Source organism: Mycobacterium kyorinense, assembly GCF_002101735.1.
GTDB classification, from domain to species: Bacteria; Actinomycetota; Actinomycetes; order Mycobacteriales; family Mycobacteriaceae; genus Mycobacterium; species Mycobacterium kyorinense.
The window spans coordinates 34,710-50,075 of record NZ_LQPE01000022.1 but is presented as its reverse complement, the minus strand read 5'-3'; the positions used below and the strand labels follow the sequence as shown (position 1 = coordinate 50,075).

General features: G+C 66.7%; 15 protein-coding genes and 2 pseudogenes. 9 read left to right on the top strand and 8 right to left on the bottom strand.

The window, feature by feature from the left end; genetic code table 11:
* From AWC14_RS27990 to AWC14_RS04700, 3 genes and pseudogenes are all read right to left on the bottom strand, one after another.
* Positions 1-73, bottom strand: a pseudogene (locus AWC14_RS27990) (type VII secretion protein EsxS); the annotation flags it as partial.
* A 51-nt stretch (positions 74-124) separates the two neighbouring features.
* Positions 125-1,738, bottom strand: a complete 1,614-nt coding sequence (locus AWC14_RS04705; RefSeq protein ID WP_057003437.1) for a PPE family protein — start codon at positions 1,736-1,738, stop codon at positions 125-127.
* Positions 1,735-2,046: a PE family protein gene (locus AWC14_RS04700; protein WP_057003438.1), complete on the bottom strand. Its 312-nt coding sequence runs from the start codon at positions 2,044-2,046 to the stop codon at positions 1,735-1,737. Before AWC14_RS04700 ends, AWC14_RS04705 begins: the two co-directional genes overlap by 4 nt.
* A gap of 319 nt (positions 2,047-2,365) precedes the next feature.
* On the opposite strand from AWC14_RS04700, the gene AWC14_RS29440 reads away from it, so the two are divergent.
* Complete coding sequence (locus AWC14_RS29440; protein ID WP_081968097.1) at positions 2,366-2,665, top strand: hypothetical protein; 300 nt, start codon at positions 2,366-2,368, stop codon at positions 2,663-2,665.
* A 161-nt stretch (positions 2,666-2,826) separates the two neighbouring features.
* Here the strand turns inward: AWC14_RS29440 and AWC14_RS04690 are convergent, their stop codons facing one another.
* The gene (locus tag AWC14_RS04690) at positions 2,827-3,081 is read right to left on the bottom strand and encodes a type B 50S ribosomal protein L31 (protein ID WP_045377575.1); all 255 of its coding nucleotides are present in this window, start codon (positions 3,079-3,081) and stop codon (positions 2,827-2,829) included.
* Positions 3,078-4,277 carry a ribosome hibernation factor-recruiting GTPase MRF gene (gene mrf / locus AWC14_RS04685; protein WP_045377578.1) on the bottom strand — a complete coding sequence of 400 codons (1,200 nt, stop codon included), beginning with the start codon at positions 4,275-4,277 and terminating at the stop codon, positions 3,078-3,080. The genes AWC14_RS04690 and mrf overlap by 4 nt, the downstream gene beginning before the upstream one ends.
* A 111-nt stretch (positions 4,278-4,388) precedes the next feature.
* On the opposite strand from mrf, the pseudogene rpmB reads away from it, so the two are divergent.
* The 5 genes and pseudogenes from rpmB (at position 4,389) to AWC14_RS04660 (ending at position 5,770) form a co-directional block, all read left to right on the top strand.
* A pseudogene (gene rpmB, locus AWC14_RS04680) lies at positions 4,389-4,626 on the top strand (50S ribosomal protein L28).
* The gene (rpmG, locus tag AWC14_RS04675; RefSeq protein ID WP_045377582.1) at positions 4,626-4,790 is read left to right on the top strand and encodes a 50S ribosomal protein L33; all 165 of its coding nucleotides are present in this window, start codon (positions 4,626-4,628) and stop codon (positions 4,788-4,790) included. Before rpmB ends, rpmG begins: the two are co-directional and overlap by 1 nt.
* Before the next feature lie 4 nt (positions 4,791-4,794).
* Positions 4,795-5,100 carry a 30S ribosomal protein S14 gene (gene rpsN, locus AWC14_RS04670; protein ID WP_045377585.1) on the top strand — a complete coding sequence of 102 codons (306 nt, stop codon included), beginning with the start codon at positions 4,795-4,797 and terminating at the stop codon, positions 5,098-5,100.
* Positions 5,100-5,390: a 30S ribosomal protein S18 gene (gene rpsR / locus AWC14_RS04665; RefSeq protein ID WP_045377588.1), complete on the top strand. Its 291-nt coding sequence runs from the start codon at positions 5,100-5,102 to the stop codon at positions 5,388-5,390. The genes rpsN and rpsR overlap by 1 nt, the downstream gene beginning before the upstream one ends.
* Positions 5,391-5,467: 77 nt before the next feature.
* Positions 5,468-5,770 carry a hypothetical protein gene (locus AWC14_RS04660; protein WP_235215874.1) on the top strand — a complete coding sequence of 101 codons (303 nt, stop codon included), beginning with the start codon at positions 5,468-5,470 and terminating at the stop codon, positions 5,768-5,770.
* 5 nt (positions 5,771-5,775) lie between these two features.
* On the opposite strand, the gene AWC14_RS04655 is transcribed toward AWC14_RS04660, so the two are convergent.
* The 3 genes from AWC14_RS04655 to AWC14_RS04645 form a co-directional block, all read right to left on the bottom strand.
* Complete coding sequence (locus AWC14_RS04655; RefSeq protein ID WP_045377593.1) at positions 5,776-7,263, bottom strand: PPE family protein; 1,488 nt, start codon at positions 7,261-7,263, stop codon at positions 5,776-5,778.
* A gap of 73 nt (positions 7,264-7,336) precedes the next feature.
* Positions 7,337-8,260, bottom strand: a complete 924-nt coding sequence (locus tag AWC14_RS04650) for a heme o synthase (protein WP_057003439.1) — start codon at positions 8,258-8,260, stop codon at positions 7,337-7,339.
* A 37-nt stretch (positions 8,261-8,297) separates the two neighbouring features.
* Entirely contained in the window at positions 8,298-10,298 is a 2,001-nt protein-coding gene (locus AWC14_RS04645; protein ID WP_428838941.1) for a transketolase family protein, read from the bottom strand.
* 221 nt (positions 10,299-10,519) lie between these two features.
* Between AWC14_RS04645 and tkt the strand changes: the two genes are divergently transcribed.
* From tkt to zwf, 3 genes are all read left to right on the top strand, one after another.
* Positions 10,520-12,610, top strand: coding sequence for a transketolase (tkt, locus tag AWC14_RS04640; protein ID WP_045377596.1), 2,091 nt, complete (start codon positions 10,520-10,522; stop codon positions 12,608-12,610).
* Positions 12,611-12,625: 15 nt separating this feature from the next.
* On the top strand, positions 12,626-13,744 hold the full coding sequence (gene tal, locus AWC14_RS04635) for a transaldolase (protein WP_045377599.1): 1,119 nt from the start codon (positions 12,626-12,628) through the stop codon (positions 13,742-13,744).
* Positions 13,745-13,842: 98 nt separating this feature from the next.
* Complete coding sequence (gene zwf / locus AWC14_RS04630; RefSeq protein ID WP_045377676.1) at positions 13,843-15,348, top strand: glucose-6-phosphate dehydrogenase; 1,506 nt, start codon at positions 13,843-13,845, stop codon at positions 15,346-15,348.
* Positions 15,349-15,366: the final 18 nt, after the last annotated feature.

Here is a 15,366-nt window from a genome sequence, read left to right as displayed (position 1 = left end):
TCAACCCCGCCTTGGCCGCAAACGCCGACTGCGACGCCACCAACTGCGGAATATGGGCATCCAACAAACTCATCACTCACATCCTTTCTGTTTGACTCTTTACCTTGACCCGCAATACTTCTCGTTAGTTCCGTACTTCGCCGTCCTCGCCGGCGGGTCCGTCGTGCTCCCAGCTGCCCGGCACCATCGGCATCCGAGGGTCCGCACTGAATTCATCACCTGGCAATGTCGTCAGGCCCGCCGCTTCAGCGACGGCTCCCTTGCGCACGGTCCCGGCAAAGCCCAACGGCCCGGCACCTTGATCCGACGCTGCAGAAGAGGCGGTGGCCTCCCCACCCGATGGCGTGCCCCAGTCCGGGTCGACCTCGACGTTCATATCCACGAACTCGTCACCATGCCCACGCTGCTTCGTGCGCTGGCGCCGCCGCGCCCGCGCCGACTGCCGCGCGGCCGCTGCCGCAGCCGCGCCTGCAGCGTCGGGTTCCGGCGCCTTCCTTTTCGCACTGGAGCTCGCGCTGGCGCTCATTCCGGAGCCCAATCCGATGCCGGGCGGTCCCACAACGTAGGGAGGGAAAAACCCCGCCGTACCGGCTGGCGACGGCGCCGGCGGCGGCGGCGCAGAACTGACACCGGTGCTTGCCGTGGAGGTGGGCGCGGGCGCCGGTGCGGTCGCCGGGGCAGCAGCGGGTGCGGCTACAGACGGGGCTATTGCAACTGCTGGCAGCACGTTTGGGGTTGGCGCCACCGGTACGGGCACGGGGACCGCAGCCGGCTGAGGCAGTGCGGCCAGGCCGGCCAGCCCCGCGAAACCCCCTACGGCTCCGAAGGGGGCGATCGCGATGAGCGCTCCAGCCGCCAGCAACGCCGGCTGGCTAGGCAACCAGCCGGCAATCTGGGCGATGTGGGTGGGCCAGTCGAACATCTCGAGGGCAACGAGATACTGAAATGCCAACGCCGGATTTTGTGTCAGGTATACGCCAAACTGTTGAAAATCCTCGAATAGTTCGAGGGCTCGGACAACCCAGTAGATCGGCTGGCCCGGGTTCGTGTAGGCGTCGTAAGGCAGTCCGTTCACGGTCCCCTGTGCCGGGTTCCAATTGATTCCGACGTTCTTCAGGATGTTGGCAATGAAGTCATCGATGGGATTGTCGACCTTGGGGTCGGGGAAGGGGTTGCCCGAGTCCTGGGTTGAAGCATCGCTTTTCTGGATCTGCGGCGCCGGGGCGGTCTGCGGCGTTGCCGCCACGGCCGTGCTGGCAACGGTTTGATAGGTGGTCATCGTGGTAGCGGCCTGGACCCACATCCGCGCATAGTCCGCCTCGTTGAGCGCGATCGGAATGGTGTTGATGCCAAAGAAATTCGTTGCCACCAACACCGCATGCGTAGCGTGGTTGGCCGCCAACTCGGGCAGAGTCGGCATGGCCGCCAGCGCGGCGGTGTAGGCCCCGGCCACGGTCTCATGCTGGGCAGCCGCCGTAGCACTGTTGGCGCTAGCCTGCATCAACCACTCCACATACGGCATATTCGCGGCGACATAGGACTCCGCGCTCGGCCCCTCCCATGCTCCCGCCTGCACCGACGCCACCAGTGCGGTGAGTTCCTCAGCCACCGACGCGTATTCGGTGCTCAGCGAATTCCACGCGCTCGCCGCAGCCAACAATGAGCCTGGCCCCGGGCCGCTGCTTAGCAACGCCGAATGCACTTCCGGCGGAAAGGCCATCCACACCGGCGCCGTCATAGGCCGCCTAGAACCAGATACGACGACGCTGCCGCCGCATCTCCGGCGGCGTAGCTGGCGCCCGACTCGCCCACGCCGATACCGGAGCGGCCCAGCTCCTGCACACCGTGAGCCGCCACTGCCTCGTGCGCATCGCCGCGAACGCTGAATGCGGCCGCGCTCTGCAGTGACACCGGGTCGGCCGCCGGCGGCACCACCGCCGAGATCAGCGGGGCCGCGCTGGCGTGCGCGGCCGCCAGCCGCGCGGTCAATGCTGCGACGGCTGCACTGGCGGCGGCCAAGCCTTCGGGAACGACACGCAACGTCATGGCAGGCACTCCTCGCTACCGGACTATCGACTGCAGAAGATGAACATGATTTTCATTAGCCGTTACACTGATACCACACAGATCGCGGTTTGGCGACTCGTTTGGCAAATCTTCCGCACGTGACGGCAACCAAGGCGGAATCCGGGTCAGCCGACCGCGTTGCAAATCGCGTGGCTGCATTGGTTCAAAGGCACTGCCGGGACAGCGTTCGGGAGTCGGCGGCGACGTAGAGGCGTTGTGGCGCTGCGATTTTAGGGAATCAGCGCTGCCCGCGGCGCTACCATGAGCCCACTGGCGGCCGAACAGCGGGAAGGAAACAATGACTGCCGCGCACAAGCAACACATTGGCCATGAGCATGTCCACGGCGAAGGGTGCGGTCACGTAGCAGTACCGCATGGCGATCACGTCGACTACGTGCACGACGGTCATCTTCATCGATCGCACGACGACCACTACGACGAATGCGAGCCGTCCGGGGAGCACGTGGTGCATGAGCGTCATGACCATGTTCACGGCGAGGGATGCGGACATGTGGCCGTACCACATGGCGACCACGTCGACTACATCCACGATGGGTGTAGGCACGCACCTCACGACGACCACTACGACGAGCACTGACGCCGGCGGAAAGGCGGACGTGTTGGTCGGCGGGTGGAGGTCCATTCTGACGGGTGAGCCGCGACATTACGCGAATTCGATTCGCGGATAGCCTATTGCGCCGCCGACGATGCCGGTCGTCAGTTCGAAACAGTGGCTTCGGACGGTGACAGAGCCGGCGGCTATCGCTGCCCGTACCGGCGGTGGAACTTCTCGACTTGGCCGGCTGTGTCGACGATGCGGCGGTCGCCGGTCCAGAACGGATGGGAAGCCGAGCTGACTTCAACCACCACCAGGGGATAAGTGCGTGCACCCTCGGGGGTGTGCCACTCGATGGTGCGCGAGCTGGTCATGGTCGACCGCGTCAGAAATGCTTTGCCTGTGTTGGCGTCCTGGAAGACCACCGGATGGTAGTCGGGATGGATGTCGGGCTTCATCGCGGCTCCCCGCCTCGGTTGCCATGTGATGGGAATTCGTTGGCTAATTCGGGTAACTCGTCGCAAGGGTCCTCGTGCCACTCACCGAAGGGGTCGGCGTACCGGCTCCATTGCTGCGGTGTGGCCATTTCATCGTCGGTGAGCAGCGCGCGACCCAGCGCGTCCAAAATCTCGGCGGGTTGCGCGCCGCACGCCAGGACCATGATCGAGGTATGCCGATCGCCGATGCCGGGTTCCCAGATCAACTCGGCCAGGACGCGCCGTTGCGGATCGACATAGGCCAGCTCCGAGGAACTCAGGGCCGCGAGCCATTTTCGCGCTGAACTGATCCTCATCCCGCCGCCGGCCGATTCGATCCACGCGCAGTGCTCAGGCTGGTTGGCCAGCCAGGCCCGGCCCCGGGTTCGGATCACCCCTTCCAGCAGTACGTCGACAGCCTCATGCAGGCGTTCGGGATGAAACGGGCGACGGGCGTTGAACTCAACGATCTGAACGCCGTCCTCGGCGTGCAGTGGCGGCTCACCGGCGAGCAGCGGATCATGCGGTTCATCGCTGCGGCCTCGCCGGGCAGCGGAGTCGATGTGGGCCAAGGCCATCTCGACTCGCTCGGTGCTCACGGTGATGCGCGCGCGGGGCGCCAGGCGTCGCAGCACCGCGAGCGTCGTCGGTTCAGGGTGCGTCAAAACCAGCACGTCGGCGAACTCGGCCTGACCAACCACCACCTGAGCAACCGTGCGCCCGTCGTCGAGTTCCTCGTCGCCGAGCGCCTGCTGCAGCCAGCTGTGGGCATCGACGCACGTCAGCACCGCGGCAATGGCCACATCCCGGGCCGCCGGGCCATCGATGTAGCCGGGCGCGACTCTGATGCGGACGTGGTCGATCGCCACGCAGATCGGTTCGGGCTCAAGCCACGGCGAAAGGTGAACGACGATGCGTTTGACGTCATCTCGACGATGTAACTGACGCAGCAGGATCAACAAATCGTTGCGGATCGTGCAGGCGACGCAGCCGTGGGCCAGCTCCAGGATGGTCTCGGCGGTGACCAGCTCCCCCCGCCGCAACATGATCAGGGTGCGTCGCACGATGTGCCCATCGAATCGGTGCTCGACGACCAGCGTTCCCGGCTTGCGCAACAAGCTGCCCGTTACTGCGTCGGTATCGCCCTGTCCGGCAACCAGAACAACCGGAGTACGCATCGCCCTCCCCTAGTTGGAAACGATTTTCATTAGTGCGGGAATCACGATACAGTCAGCCGTGCGCTTGTCGAAAATCATTTTCATTAAGCCGCAAGGTAGAGGAGGCGTGGCTTGTCCGCTCACTGTCAGGTCACCGGGCGCACACCCGGGTTCGGTAACTCGGTGTCGCACTCGCACCGCCGCACGCCGCGGCGGTGGTCGCCCAACATCCAGGTGAAAGACCTATTACCTGCCGTCGGAGGACCGTCGAATCAAGTTGCGTGTCAGCACTAAGGGCATCAAGGTCATCGATCGCGACGGGATCGAGACCGTCGTTGCCCGGCTGCGCCGCCAGGGCGTCGAAATCTGATGGCGCGCAACGACATTCGCCCCATCGTCAAGCTGCGCTCCACGGCGGGCACCGGCTACACCTACGTCACTCGCAAGAACCGGCGTAACGACCCCGACCGGCTGGTGCTCAAAAAGTACGACCCGGTGGTCCGCCGCCATGTCGACTTTCGTGAGGAGCGCTGAGCCGATGGCCAAGAAATCCAAGATCGTCAAGAACGAAAAGCGCCGCGCGACCGTGGCCCGCTATGCGCTGCGTCGCGCCGAGCTCAAAGAGATCATCCGTTTGCCTTCGACCAGCCCCGAGCAGCGCCTGGCCGCCCAAGCGGAGCTGGCCCGTCAACCCCGCGACGCCAGTGCGGTACGGCTGCGCAACCGTGACGCGGTGGACGGTCGGCCGCGCGGTCATCTGCGCAAGTTCGGACTGTCCCGGGTACGGGTGCGCGAGCTCGCCCACAACGGGCAACTCCCGGGCATCCGCAAGGCGAGCTGGTAATGGCCGGCAAATCGGCGCGCAACCGCCGGGGCGCCGCGCCCGAAAGCAAAAGCGCCAAGAAGAACTTGCTCGACAGCCTCGGCGTGGCGACCGTCGACTACAAAGACACCGCAACCCTGCGGGTCTTCGTCTCCGATCGCGGCAAAATCCGGTCCCGCCAAGTCACCGGCCTCACAGTCCAGCAGCAGCGGCAGGTCAGCTTGGCGATCAAAAATGCTCGCGAAATGGCATTGCTGCCCTACCCCGGCGGAAACGGCGGATTGCCGAAACCACCCGGCGGGGCGCCATGACCTCAGCACACCGCGCCACCAGGCGCCCCTTCACTCTGGCTTTGTGCCGAACTTGCACAACGCAATCCGAGCTGCCGGTGCTCGAGGCACTGCGGGCCACGATCCGCCGCTGCGATCACGGCATGCTGGTTGTCACGGGGTGCATGCTCCGCATAGCCACCTGCGGGTCGCGTTTCCACGGTCCGGGTGTGATGGTGGTGCTGCAGCCATGCTCGATCGACCGTGTTCCCAGCGAACCGGCCCTTTGGATCGGGCCGATCAACGACGAGACTGATGTCTGCATCCTGTGCGACTGGTTGCAACGGGGAGAGTGGGACTGCCATGCCCTGCCGGCGCGGCTGTGCCGAACGACCGGGCGCAACGTCGGCATATTGAATTGACCGCGTCAGTCGTGCTGTCCGCCGTCTCCCTCCCGGTCTGGATTCCAGCTGCCCGGCACCATCGGCATCGTCGGGCCCCCGCCGAACCCATCGCCGGCGAGCGTGGTCAGCCCGGCCGCCGCGGCGGCCGTTTCCGCGCGTATGGCGCCCGCGAAACCGACCGGCCCGGCCCCGTGATCCGAGGCAACAGTCGGCGCGGCCGGCCCAGCCCAGTCCGGCTCGACCTCGATGTTCATGTCCATGAATTCGTCGCCGTGCCCGCGCATCCCGGCCCGCCGGCGCCGCCGCGCCCGCTTCTGCTCTCGCGCGGCTCTCGCGGCCGCCGCGGCGGCGTCGGGTTCCGGGACCTTCCTCTTGGCGCCGGCACGGTCGCTCGCGCTCATGCCGGAATCGAATCCGATGCCGGGAGGGCCGACGAGGTAGGGCGCGGCGAAACCTGCGGCGACCGCGCCCGCCGGTGACGCTGGCGGAGTGGGGGCGCTGACCGAGCCGGGCGTCGGCGTCGATGTCGTGGTGGTCGTCGATGCTGACACAGTCGGCGCCACCGACGGCGAGAGCCCGGCGGCCGGCAACGTCTTGGACGGAGCCGGCGCGGACACCGCCTGCGGGGCCGGCGCATCGGCCGGTTGAGGTATGCCCGCCAAGCCGGCCAGCGCGGCGAAACCCCCTGCGAATCCGGCGTTGGCGGCGGTCAGACCGACTGCGGCCGCGATCAGTTCCGGTTGGAACGCATTGATGAATTCGCCGAGGTGACCGAACTCGTCGGCGATCAGGGCCCCGATGTCGCTCCAGAGCTGGGGTATCCCCTGCGACGGGTTGGACAGGATTTCGGGAAAGTCCCTGCCGAGAGTGTCGGTGATTTCCGTGACCCGGTTCACGTACCAGCTCGGGTCGTAGGGGTTGCCGCTGTCGTTGTCGATGATGTCCTGGGTGCCGCCGTTGTCGGTGCTGTCGGATTTCTGGATCTGTGGCGCCGGGGCGGTAGTGGGTGTTGACGCCACCGCGGTACCTGCGACGGCCTGGTAGGTGGTCATCGTGGCGGCGGCCTGCACCCACATCCGGGCATAGTCGGCCTCATTGAGCGCGATCGGAATCGTGTTGATACCAAAGAAATTCGTCGCCACCAACACCGCGTGCATCGCGTGGTTGGCCGCCAACTCGGCCAGCGTCGGCATCGCGGCCAGCGCGGCGGAGTAGGCCGCAGCCGCGGTCTGGTGCTGGGCCGCCGCTGCTGCGCTGTCGGTGCTGGCCTGCGTCAGCCACGCCACATACGGCACATGCGCGGCGACGTACGATTCCGCGCTGGGCCCCTGCCACGCCGCGGCCTGCACATCGGCGAGCAGCGCGGTGAGCTCGTCGGCAACCGAGGCGTACTCAGCGCTCAGCGACGACCACGCGGCGGCGGCAGCCAACAACGACCCCGGTCCGGGACCGCTGCTCAGCAACGCCGAGTGCACCTCCGGCGGTGAAGCCATCCAGATCGGCGCCGTCATCCCAGAGCCTCCCCCGGCTACGCATACCTGAGCACTAGTCGGCCGACGGCAGGAAAAAGTTCCGTCCGACGCTCTACAGCAGGGTCGGCAACGCGATCGCGGAGTCCAGTGCCAACGCGCAGAACACCACGGCCAGGTAGTTGTTCGACTGCAAAAACAGCCGCAGCGGCTTGACCGGCTCCCCGCGGCAGACCCCGGCGTAGAGCTGGTGCGCCATCGCCAGGAACCACACCCCCGCCACCACCGCAACGGCCGTGTACAGCCAGCCGGTGGCCAGCGCCAGCACCAGCGTCGCGGCCACGGTCAGCCAGGTGTAGACCAGGATCTGCCTGGTGACTTGGCGCTCGGTCGCCACCGCGGGCAGCATCGGGACGCCGGCCGCCTGGTAGTCCTCCTTGTAGCGCATGGCCAGCGCCCAGGTGTGCGGCGGCGTCCAGAAGAAGATGATCGCGAACATCACCAGCGCGGGCCAGCCGATGGTGCCGGTGACCGCCGACCAGCCGATCATCACCGGCATGCAGCCGGCCGCTCCGCCCCACACCACGTTCTGCGAGGTGCGGCGCTTCAGCAAAAGCGTGTAGACGAACACGTAGAACGCGATCGTGGCGACGGCCAGCAGTCCCGACAGCAGGTTCGTCGTCCACCACAGCCAGCAGAACGCGCCGACGCTGCAGGCCAAACCGAACACCAGGGCGTTGCGGGTCGGCACACTGGCCCGGGCCAGCGGCCGGCGCGCGGTGCGCTTCATCACCTTGTCGATGTCGGCGTCGGCGACGCAGTTCAGGGTGTTGGCGCCGCCGGCGGCCAGCATCCCGCCGATCAGCGTGTTGAGGAACAGCAGGGGGTTCACCGTGCCGCGGTCGGCCAGCAGCATCGCCGGTATTGCGGTCACCAGCAACAGCTCGATGACCCGCGGCTTGGTCAGCGCCAGGTACGCCAGCACGCTAGTGCGTACTTGGCTCGGGGCTTGCTTGGTCCAGCGCCCGCGAATGCTCACGCAATACTCCTCGGATCGCAGCGGCGCGCGGCTTCTACTACAGAGGATGGTAGACGCTCAACTGTTGGCGCGTTCCAGCACGGTCCTCGCCGTCTCGACCACCCGGTCCGGGGTGAAACCGAACTTGGTGAGCAGTTCCTTCGACGGGGCGGACGCCCCGAACGTCTCCATGCCGATCACGGCGCCGTCGAGCCCGACGTAGCGATGCCAGCCGTGCGTCGACGCCTGTTCGACCGCGACGCGCGCCCGCACCGACGGCGGCAGCACCTCGTCGCGGTAGGACTGCCGCTGATTCTCGAACACCTCCAGGCAGGGCATGCTCACCACCCGGGCCCGCACCCCCTCCGCGGTCAGCTGCTCGTAGGCAGCCACCACCAGCGACACCTCGCTGCCGGTCGCCATCAGGATCAGCTCCGGATGGTCGGCCGATGCGAGCACATAGGCGCCCCGGGCAAGACCGGATGCCGGCGCATACACCGAGCGGTCCAGCGTCGGACGGCCGGATCACCAGCAGGCCGGGGATGGCGCGCAAGGACAGCAGCTGCTCAACCGGCTGGTGAGTGGGGCCGTCCTCCCCGACCCCGATCGAGTCGTGCGTGAAGATGTTGATCGTCGGGATCTCCATGATCGCCGAGAGCCGGATCGCGCCGCGGGCGAAGTCGGAGAAGATCAGAAAACCCGACCAGTAGGCCCGGATCTTGGACAGTGCCAGCCCGTTCGTCACTGCGCCGGAAGCAAATTCGCGCACACCGAAGTGCAGGTTGCGCCCGCCCGGATTGCCCGGCTCCAAGTCACCGGCACCGTCGAAAGTCAGCAGGGTCTTGGTCGACGGCGCGAGGTCGGCGGCGCCGCCGATCAGCCACGGGTAGTTCTTGGCCAGTGCGTTGAGCACCTGCCCGGACGACGCCCGCGACGCGATGCCCTTCGGGTCGGCGGGGAAGGTCGGGATGTCGGCGTCCCAGCCGTCGGGCAGTTCGCGACGCTGCATCCGCTCGAGCTGGTCGGCCAGGTCGGGGAATTCGGCCCGGTAGGCCTCGAAGGCGGTCTTCCACTCGCCGCTCAGCCTGGCGCCGCGCGCGCCGATCCCGTCGGCGAAGTTCTCATAGACGCCCTCCGGTATGTAGAACTGCTCGTCGGGCGGGAAGCCGTAGAACGACTTGGCCGCGCGGACCTCGTCCTCGCCGAGCGGCTCACCGTGCGCGGCCGCGGTGCCCTCCTTCGTCGGTGCGCCGTAGGCGATGTGGCTGTCGACGATGATCAGCGTCGGGCGGTGTTGCTCGTGCGCGAACGTCTCGAATGCGCGGGCCAGCATCTGCAGGTCGTTGGCGTCGCCGACGCGGGTGACGTTCCAGCCGTAGCCGACGAACCGGGTTGCGACGTCCTCGGTGAACGCGATGTCGGTCGAGCCCTCGATGGTGATCTTGTTGTTGTCGTAGACCCAGCACAGGTTCGACAGCTGCAGATGCGCCGCGAGCGAAGCCGCTTCGGAGGCAACGCCTTCCATCATGTCGCCGTCGCCGGCGAGGGCGTACACGTTGAATCCGAACAGCTCGTGTCCGGGGCGGTTGTAGGTGGCGGCGAGCCAGCGCGACGCGATCGCCATGCCGACGCTGGTCGCCACACCGGTGCCCAGCGGACCCGTCGTGCATTCGATGCCCGATGTCCAGCGGTACTCCGGGTGGCCCGGGCACTTGGAGTCGAGCTGGCGGAATTTCTTCAGGTCGTCCAGCTCGACGGACGGTTTGCCCACCGTCTCATAGTCCGCGTCGACGGCTTGCACGTTGGTCAAGTGCAGGATCGAGTAGAGCAGCGTCGAGGCATGCCCTGCCGACAGGATGAACCGATCCCGGTTCGGCCAGATGGGATCGGCCGGATCGAACCGCAGAACCTTTTGCCACAACGCGTAGACGACGGGCGCCATCGCCATCGGGGTCCCCGGATGGCCGGAGTTGGCCGCTTGGACGGCGTCTATGCACAGAGTGCGAATCGTGTTGACGCTCAGTGCGTCGATATCTGGTCCCGCGACAACGGCCGTCATTTCTGTTCCCCCGGTGATCTGGTTGCTCACACACCCACTCGCCAATCGTGGCAGGCCGGCGGCGACTCGACAGTCATTCCACGCAATCGCGGTGCTCGAGCGGCCGGGCGCGCTATTTTCGCACCAGCCCTCAGCGGGTACCCGACATCTCGGCCTGCTGCGACCAGCAATCCCGCACTAGGGTGGGGAGGGATCAACTTGTCGACCCGAGGACTTGAGTCGTGACCACACTGGAAGACATCTCTACGCTCACCCGACCGCACCACCCCGACGACTGGACCGATATCGACTCGGCCGCCGTCGACACCATCCGGGTGCTGGCCGCCGACGCCGTCCAGAAGGTCGGCAACGGCCATCCGGGCACCGCGATGAGCCTGGCTCCTCTGGCGTACACGCTGTTTCAGCGAACGATGCGCCACGACCCCAGCGACACGACCTGGCTGGGCCGCGACCGGTTCGTGCTGTCGGCCGGGCACAGCAGCCTGACCCTCTACATCCAGCTCTACCTCGGTGGCTTCGGGTTGGAGCTATCGGATTTGCAGTCGCTGCGCACCTGGGGCTCCAAGACACCGGGCCACCCGGAGTTCCGGCACACCAAGGGTGTGGAGATCACCACCGGCCCGCTGGGCCAGGGCCTGGCGTCGGCGGTCGGCATGGCGATGGCCTCGCGCTACGAGCGGGGCCTGTTCGATCCGGACGCCGCCCCGGGCACCAGCCCGTTCGACCACCACATCTACGTGATCGCCTCCGACGGTGACATCGAGGAAGGCGTGACGTCGGAGGCGTCGTCGCTGGCCGCGGTGCAGCAGCTGGGCAACCTCATCGTGTTCTACGACCACAACCAGATCTCGATCGAGGACGACACCAACATCGCGCTCTGCGAGGACACCGCCGCCCGGTATGAGGCGTACGGCTGGCATGTGCAGCGGGTCGAGGGCGGCGAGAACGTCGTCGCGATCGAAGAGGCGATTGCCAACGCCAAGGCCGTCACCGACCGGCCGTCGTTCATCGAGCTGCGCACGATCATCGGGTATCCGGCCCCCAACGCCATGAACACCGGCAAAGCGCACGGCGCGGCGCTGGGCGAGGACGAGGTCGCCGCCGTCAAGAAGGTGCTCGGCTTCGATCCCGACAAGACCTTCGAGGTCCGCGATGACGTGCTGGCGCACACCCGCAAGCTGGTCGACCGCGGCAAAGAGGCCCACGAGAAGTGGCAGGCGGATTTCGATGCCTGGGTGCAGCGCGAGCCGGAGCGCAAGGCGCTGTTGGACCGCTTGACGGCCGAGGAGCTGCCCGAGGGCTGGGACGCCGATGTCCCGCACTGGGAGCCGGGCTCCGAGGAGATCGCCACGCGCAAGGCGTCCGGCAAGGTGTTGAACGCGGTGGCCCCGAAGCTGCCCGAGCTGTGGGGCGGCTCGGCAGACCTGGCCGAGAGCAACCTCACCACGATCAACGACGCGGATTCCTTTGGGCCGCCGTCGATTTCCACCAAAGAGTTCACTGCGTCGTGGTACGGCCGGGTGCTGCATTTCGGTGTTCGCGAGCACGCGATGGCCGCTATCTTGTCGGGCATCGTGCTGCACGGCCCCACCCGGGCCTACGGCGGCACGTTCCTGCAGTTCTCCGACTACATGCGCCCGGCGGTACGGCTGGCGGCGTTGATGGACATCGACACCATCTACGTGTGGACGCACGACTCGATCGGCCTGGGCGAAGACGGGCCGACCCATCAGCCGATCGAGCATCTTTCGGCGCTGCGCGCGATTCCGAACCTGTCGGTGGTTCGGCCGGGCGACGCCAACGAGACCGCCTACGCCTGGCGCTCGATCCTGGCCCGCGGCAACGGCAGCGGCCCGGTCGGCCTCTGCCTGACCCGCCAAGGCCTGCCGGTGCTGGAGGGCACCAGCTTTGAAGGTGTCTCCCGGGGTGGTTACGTGCTCGGCGACGACGGCGGCGACGAACCCGACGTCGTGCTGATCGCCACCGGCTCAGAGCTGCAGATCGCCGTCGCAGCCCAAAAAGCATTGGCGGACAAAGACATCGTCGCGCGGGTGGTATCGATGCCCTGCCTGGAGTGGTTCGAGTCGCAACCGGCCGACTACCGCGACAAAGTGCTCCCGCCGAGCGTGTCGGCGCGGGTCGCCGTCGAGGCCGGCGTCGCGCAATGCTGGCACAAGCTGGTCGGCGACACCGGACAGATCGTGTCGATCGAGCACTACGGCGAATCCGCCGACTACAAGACCCTGTTCCGCGAGTTCGGTTTCACCCACGAAGCCGTCGTGGCCGCCGCTGAACGGGCACTGGACAACTGAGAAGGAGGAAGTCCAATGACTCAGAATCCAAACCTCGCCGCTCTGAGCGCTGCGGGCGTATCCGTGTGGCTGGACGACTTGTCGCGAGAGCGGTTGCGGACCGGCAACTTACAGGAACTGATTGACACCAAGTGCGTCGTCGGCGTCACCACCAACCCGACGATCTTCCAGAAAGCACTTGCGGACAGCGACGTCTACGACGAGCAGCTGGCCGAGCTGGCCGAGCGCGGCGCCGACGTCGACGCGACGATTCGCACCGTCACCACCGACGACGTCCGCAACGCCTGCGACGTGCTGACTCCGCAGTGGGAGGCCTCCGAGGGGGTCGACGGCCGGGTGTCGATCGAGGTTGACCCGCGGCTGGCGCACGACACCGACAAGACCATCGCTCAGGCCGTCGAGCTGTGGAAGATCGTCGACCGGCCGAACCTGTTCATCAAGATCCCGGCGACCGAGGCCGGGTTGCCGGCCATCACCGCCACTTTGGCGGAGGGGATTTCGGTCAACGTCACGCTGATCTTCTCCGTCGAGCGGCACCGGGCGGTGATGGACGCCTACCTGAAGGGGCTGGAGGCGGCCAAGAAGGCCGGCCACGACCTGTCCAAGATCCATTCGGTGGCATCGTTTTTCGTGTCCCGGGTGGACACCGAGGTCGACAAGCGGCTGGAAAAGATCGGCACCGAGGAAGCGTTGGCGCTGCGCGGACAGGCGGGGGTCGCCAATGCCCGGCTGGCCTACGCCGCCTACCAGGAAGTCTTCGTCGGCGGTGGTGACTACGAGAAGCTCAAGGCCGACGGCGCGCGGGTGCAGCGGCCGCTGTGGGCGTCGACCGGGGTGAAGAACCCCGACTACTCCGACACCCTCTACGTCACCGAGCTGGTCGCCCCGAACACGGTGAACACCATGCCGGAGAAGACGATTGACGCCGTCGCCGACCATGGCGTCATCACCGGTGACGCTGTCACCGGCACGGCGTCGGCGGCACAGGAGGTGTTCGACAAGCTCGAAGCGGTGGGCGTCGACCTGACCGACGTGTTCCTCGTGCTGGAGAACGAAGGCGTGCAGAAGTTCGAGGAGTCCTGGAACGAGCTGCTGAAGGAAACCCAAGCCCAGCTCGACTCCACCGCCAAGTGAGCCCGGCCGGTGCCCGGACCGCCGCCGGGCAGTGGCAAAACCCCCGTGGTGATCGCAAGCGTGGCGAAGCCGGGCGCAGCGGGTCGCCACCAAACCCGTTGCGGGACAAGCGCGACAAGCGGCTGCCCCGGATCGCTCCGTCGTGCGGCCTGGTGATCTTCGGAGTCACCGGTGACTTGGCCCGCAAGAAGGTGATGCCGGCCGTCTACGACCTGGCCAACCGTGGCCTGCTTCCGCCCACCTTCGCACTGATCGGTTTCGCCCGCCGCGAGTGGGAGGACCAGGACTTCAGCCAGCAGGTGTACCAGGCCGTCAAGGAGCATGCCCGCACACCGTTTCGCCAGGCGATCTGGGACCGGTTGGCCGAGGGAATCCGGTTTGTGCAAGGCACTTTCGACGACGACGCCGCGTTCGCGCGGCTGGCCGAGTGCCTGGACAAGCTCGACGCCGAGCGCGGCACTGGCGGCAATCACGCCTTCTATCTGGCCATCCCACCCAAGTCGTTCCCGACAGTCTGCGAGCAGCTGGACCGCTCCGGGCTGGCCCGGCCGCACAACGGCCGATGGAGCCGGGTGGTGATCGAGAAGCCGTTCGGCCAGGACCTCGACAGCGCACGCGAGCTCAACAAAGTGGTCAACAGCGTCTTCCCGGAGGAGTCGGTGTTCCGCATCGACCACTACCTCGGCAAGGAGACGGTGCAGAACATCTTGGCGTTGCGGTTCGCCAACCAGCTGTTCGACCCGGTCTGGAACGCGCACTACGTCGACCACGTGCAGATCACCATGGCCGAAGACATCGGGCTGGGCGGCCGCGCCGGCTACTACGACGGAATCGGTGCCGCGCGCGACGTGATCCAGAACCACCTGATGCAGCTGCTGGCGCTGACCGCGATGGAGGAGCCCGTCAGCTTCCAGCCCACCGAACTGCAGACCGAGAAGATCAAGGTGCTCTCGGCCACACAGCTCGCGCAGCCGCTGGACGAGACCACCAGCCGCGGCCAGTACACCGGCGGCTGGCAGGGCGGGCAGAAGGTGGTGGGGCTGCTCGACGAGGAGGGTTTTTCCAAGGACTCGGTCACCGAGACGTTCGCCGCCATCACGTTGGAGGTGGACACCCGACGCTGGGCGGGGGTGCCGTTCTATCTGCGCACGGGAAAACGCCTGGGCCGCAGGGTGACTGAGATCGCGCTGGTGTTCAAGCGTGCGCCGCATCTGCCGTTCGACGCCACCATGACCGACGAGTTGGGCGCCAACGCTCTGGTGATCCGGGTGCAGCCCGACGAAGGGGTCACGCTGCGGTTCGGATCCAAGGTGCCCGGCACCGCCATGGAAGTCCGCGACGTCAACATGGACTTCTCCTACGGCTCGGCGTTCGCCGAGGATTCGCCGGAGGCTTACGAGCGGTTGATCCTCGACGTGTTGCTCGGCGAGCCGTCGCTGTTTCCGGTCAACGAGGAAGTCGAATTGGCTTGGGAGATACTCGATCCGGTTCTGGACAATTGGGCTGCGCACGGCAAGCCCGAGCCGTATGAGGCCGGCACCTGGGGTCCGGCGTCGTCGTTCGAGATGCTGCGCCGCACCGGGCGCGAATGGCGGCGGCCGTGATCCGCGCCGGCGGCAATC

Excerpts from the sequence above, each read along its gene's own strand:
- AWC14_RS04705 (WP_057003437.1), bottom strand. The coding sequence starts at position 1,738 with ATGACGGCGCCGGTGTGGATGGCCTTTCCGCCGGAAGTGCATTCGGCG.
- AWC14_RS04700 (WP_057003438.1), bottom strand. The coding sequence starts at position 2,046 with ATGACGTTGCGTGTCGTTCCCGAAGGCTTGGCCGCCGCCAGTGCAGCC.
- AWC14_RS29440 (WP_081968097.1), top strand. The coding sequence starts at position 2,366 with ATGACTGCCGCGCACAAGCAACACATTGGCCATGAGCATGTCCACGGC.
- AWC14_RS04690 (WP_045377575.1), bottom strand. The coding sequence starts at position 3,081 with ATGAAGCCCGACATCCATCCCGACTACCATCCGGTGGTCTTCCAGGAC.
- mrf (WP_045377578.1), bottom strand. The coding sequence starts at position 4,277 with ATGCGTACTCCGGTTGTTCTGGTTGCCGGACAGGGCGATACCGACGCA.
- rpmG (WP_045377582.1), top strand. The coding sequence starts at position 4,626 with ATGGCGCGCAACGACATTCGCCCCATCGTCAAGCTGCGCTCCACGGCG.
- rpsN (WP_045377585.1), top strand. The coding sequence starts at position 4,795 with ATGGCCAAGAAATCCAAGATCGTCAAGAACGAAAAGCGCCGCGCGACC.
- rpsR (WP_045377588.1), top strand. The coding sequence starts at position 5,100 with ATGGCCGGCAAATCGGCGCGCAACCGCCGGGGCGCCGCGCCCGAAAGC.
- AWC14_RS04655 (WP_045377593.1), bottom strand. The coding sequence starts at position 7,263 with ATGACGGCGCCGATCTGGATGGCTTCACCGCCGGAGGTGCACTCGGCG.
- AWC14_RS04645 (WP_428838941.1), bottom strand. The coding sequence starts at position 10,298 with ATGACGGCCGTTGTCGCGGGACCAGATATCGACGCACTGAGCGTCAAC.
- tal (WP_045377599.1), top strand. The coding sequence starts at position 12,626 with ATGACTCAGAATCCAAACCTCGCCGCTCTGAGCGCTGCGGGCGTATCC.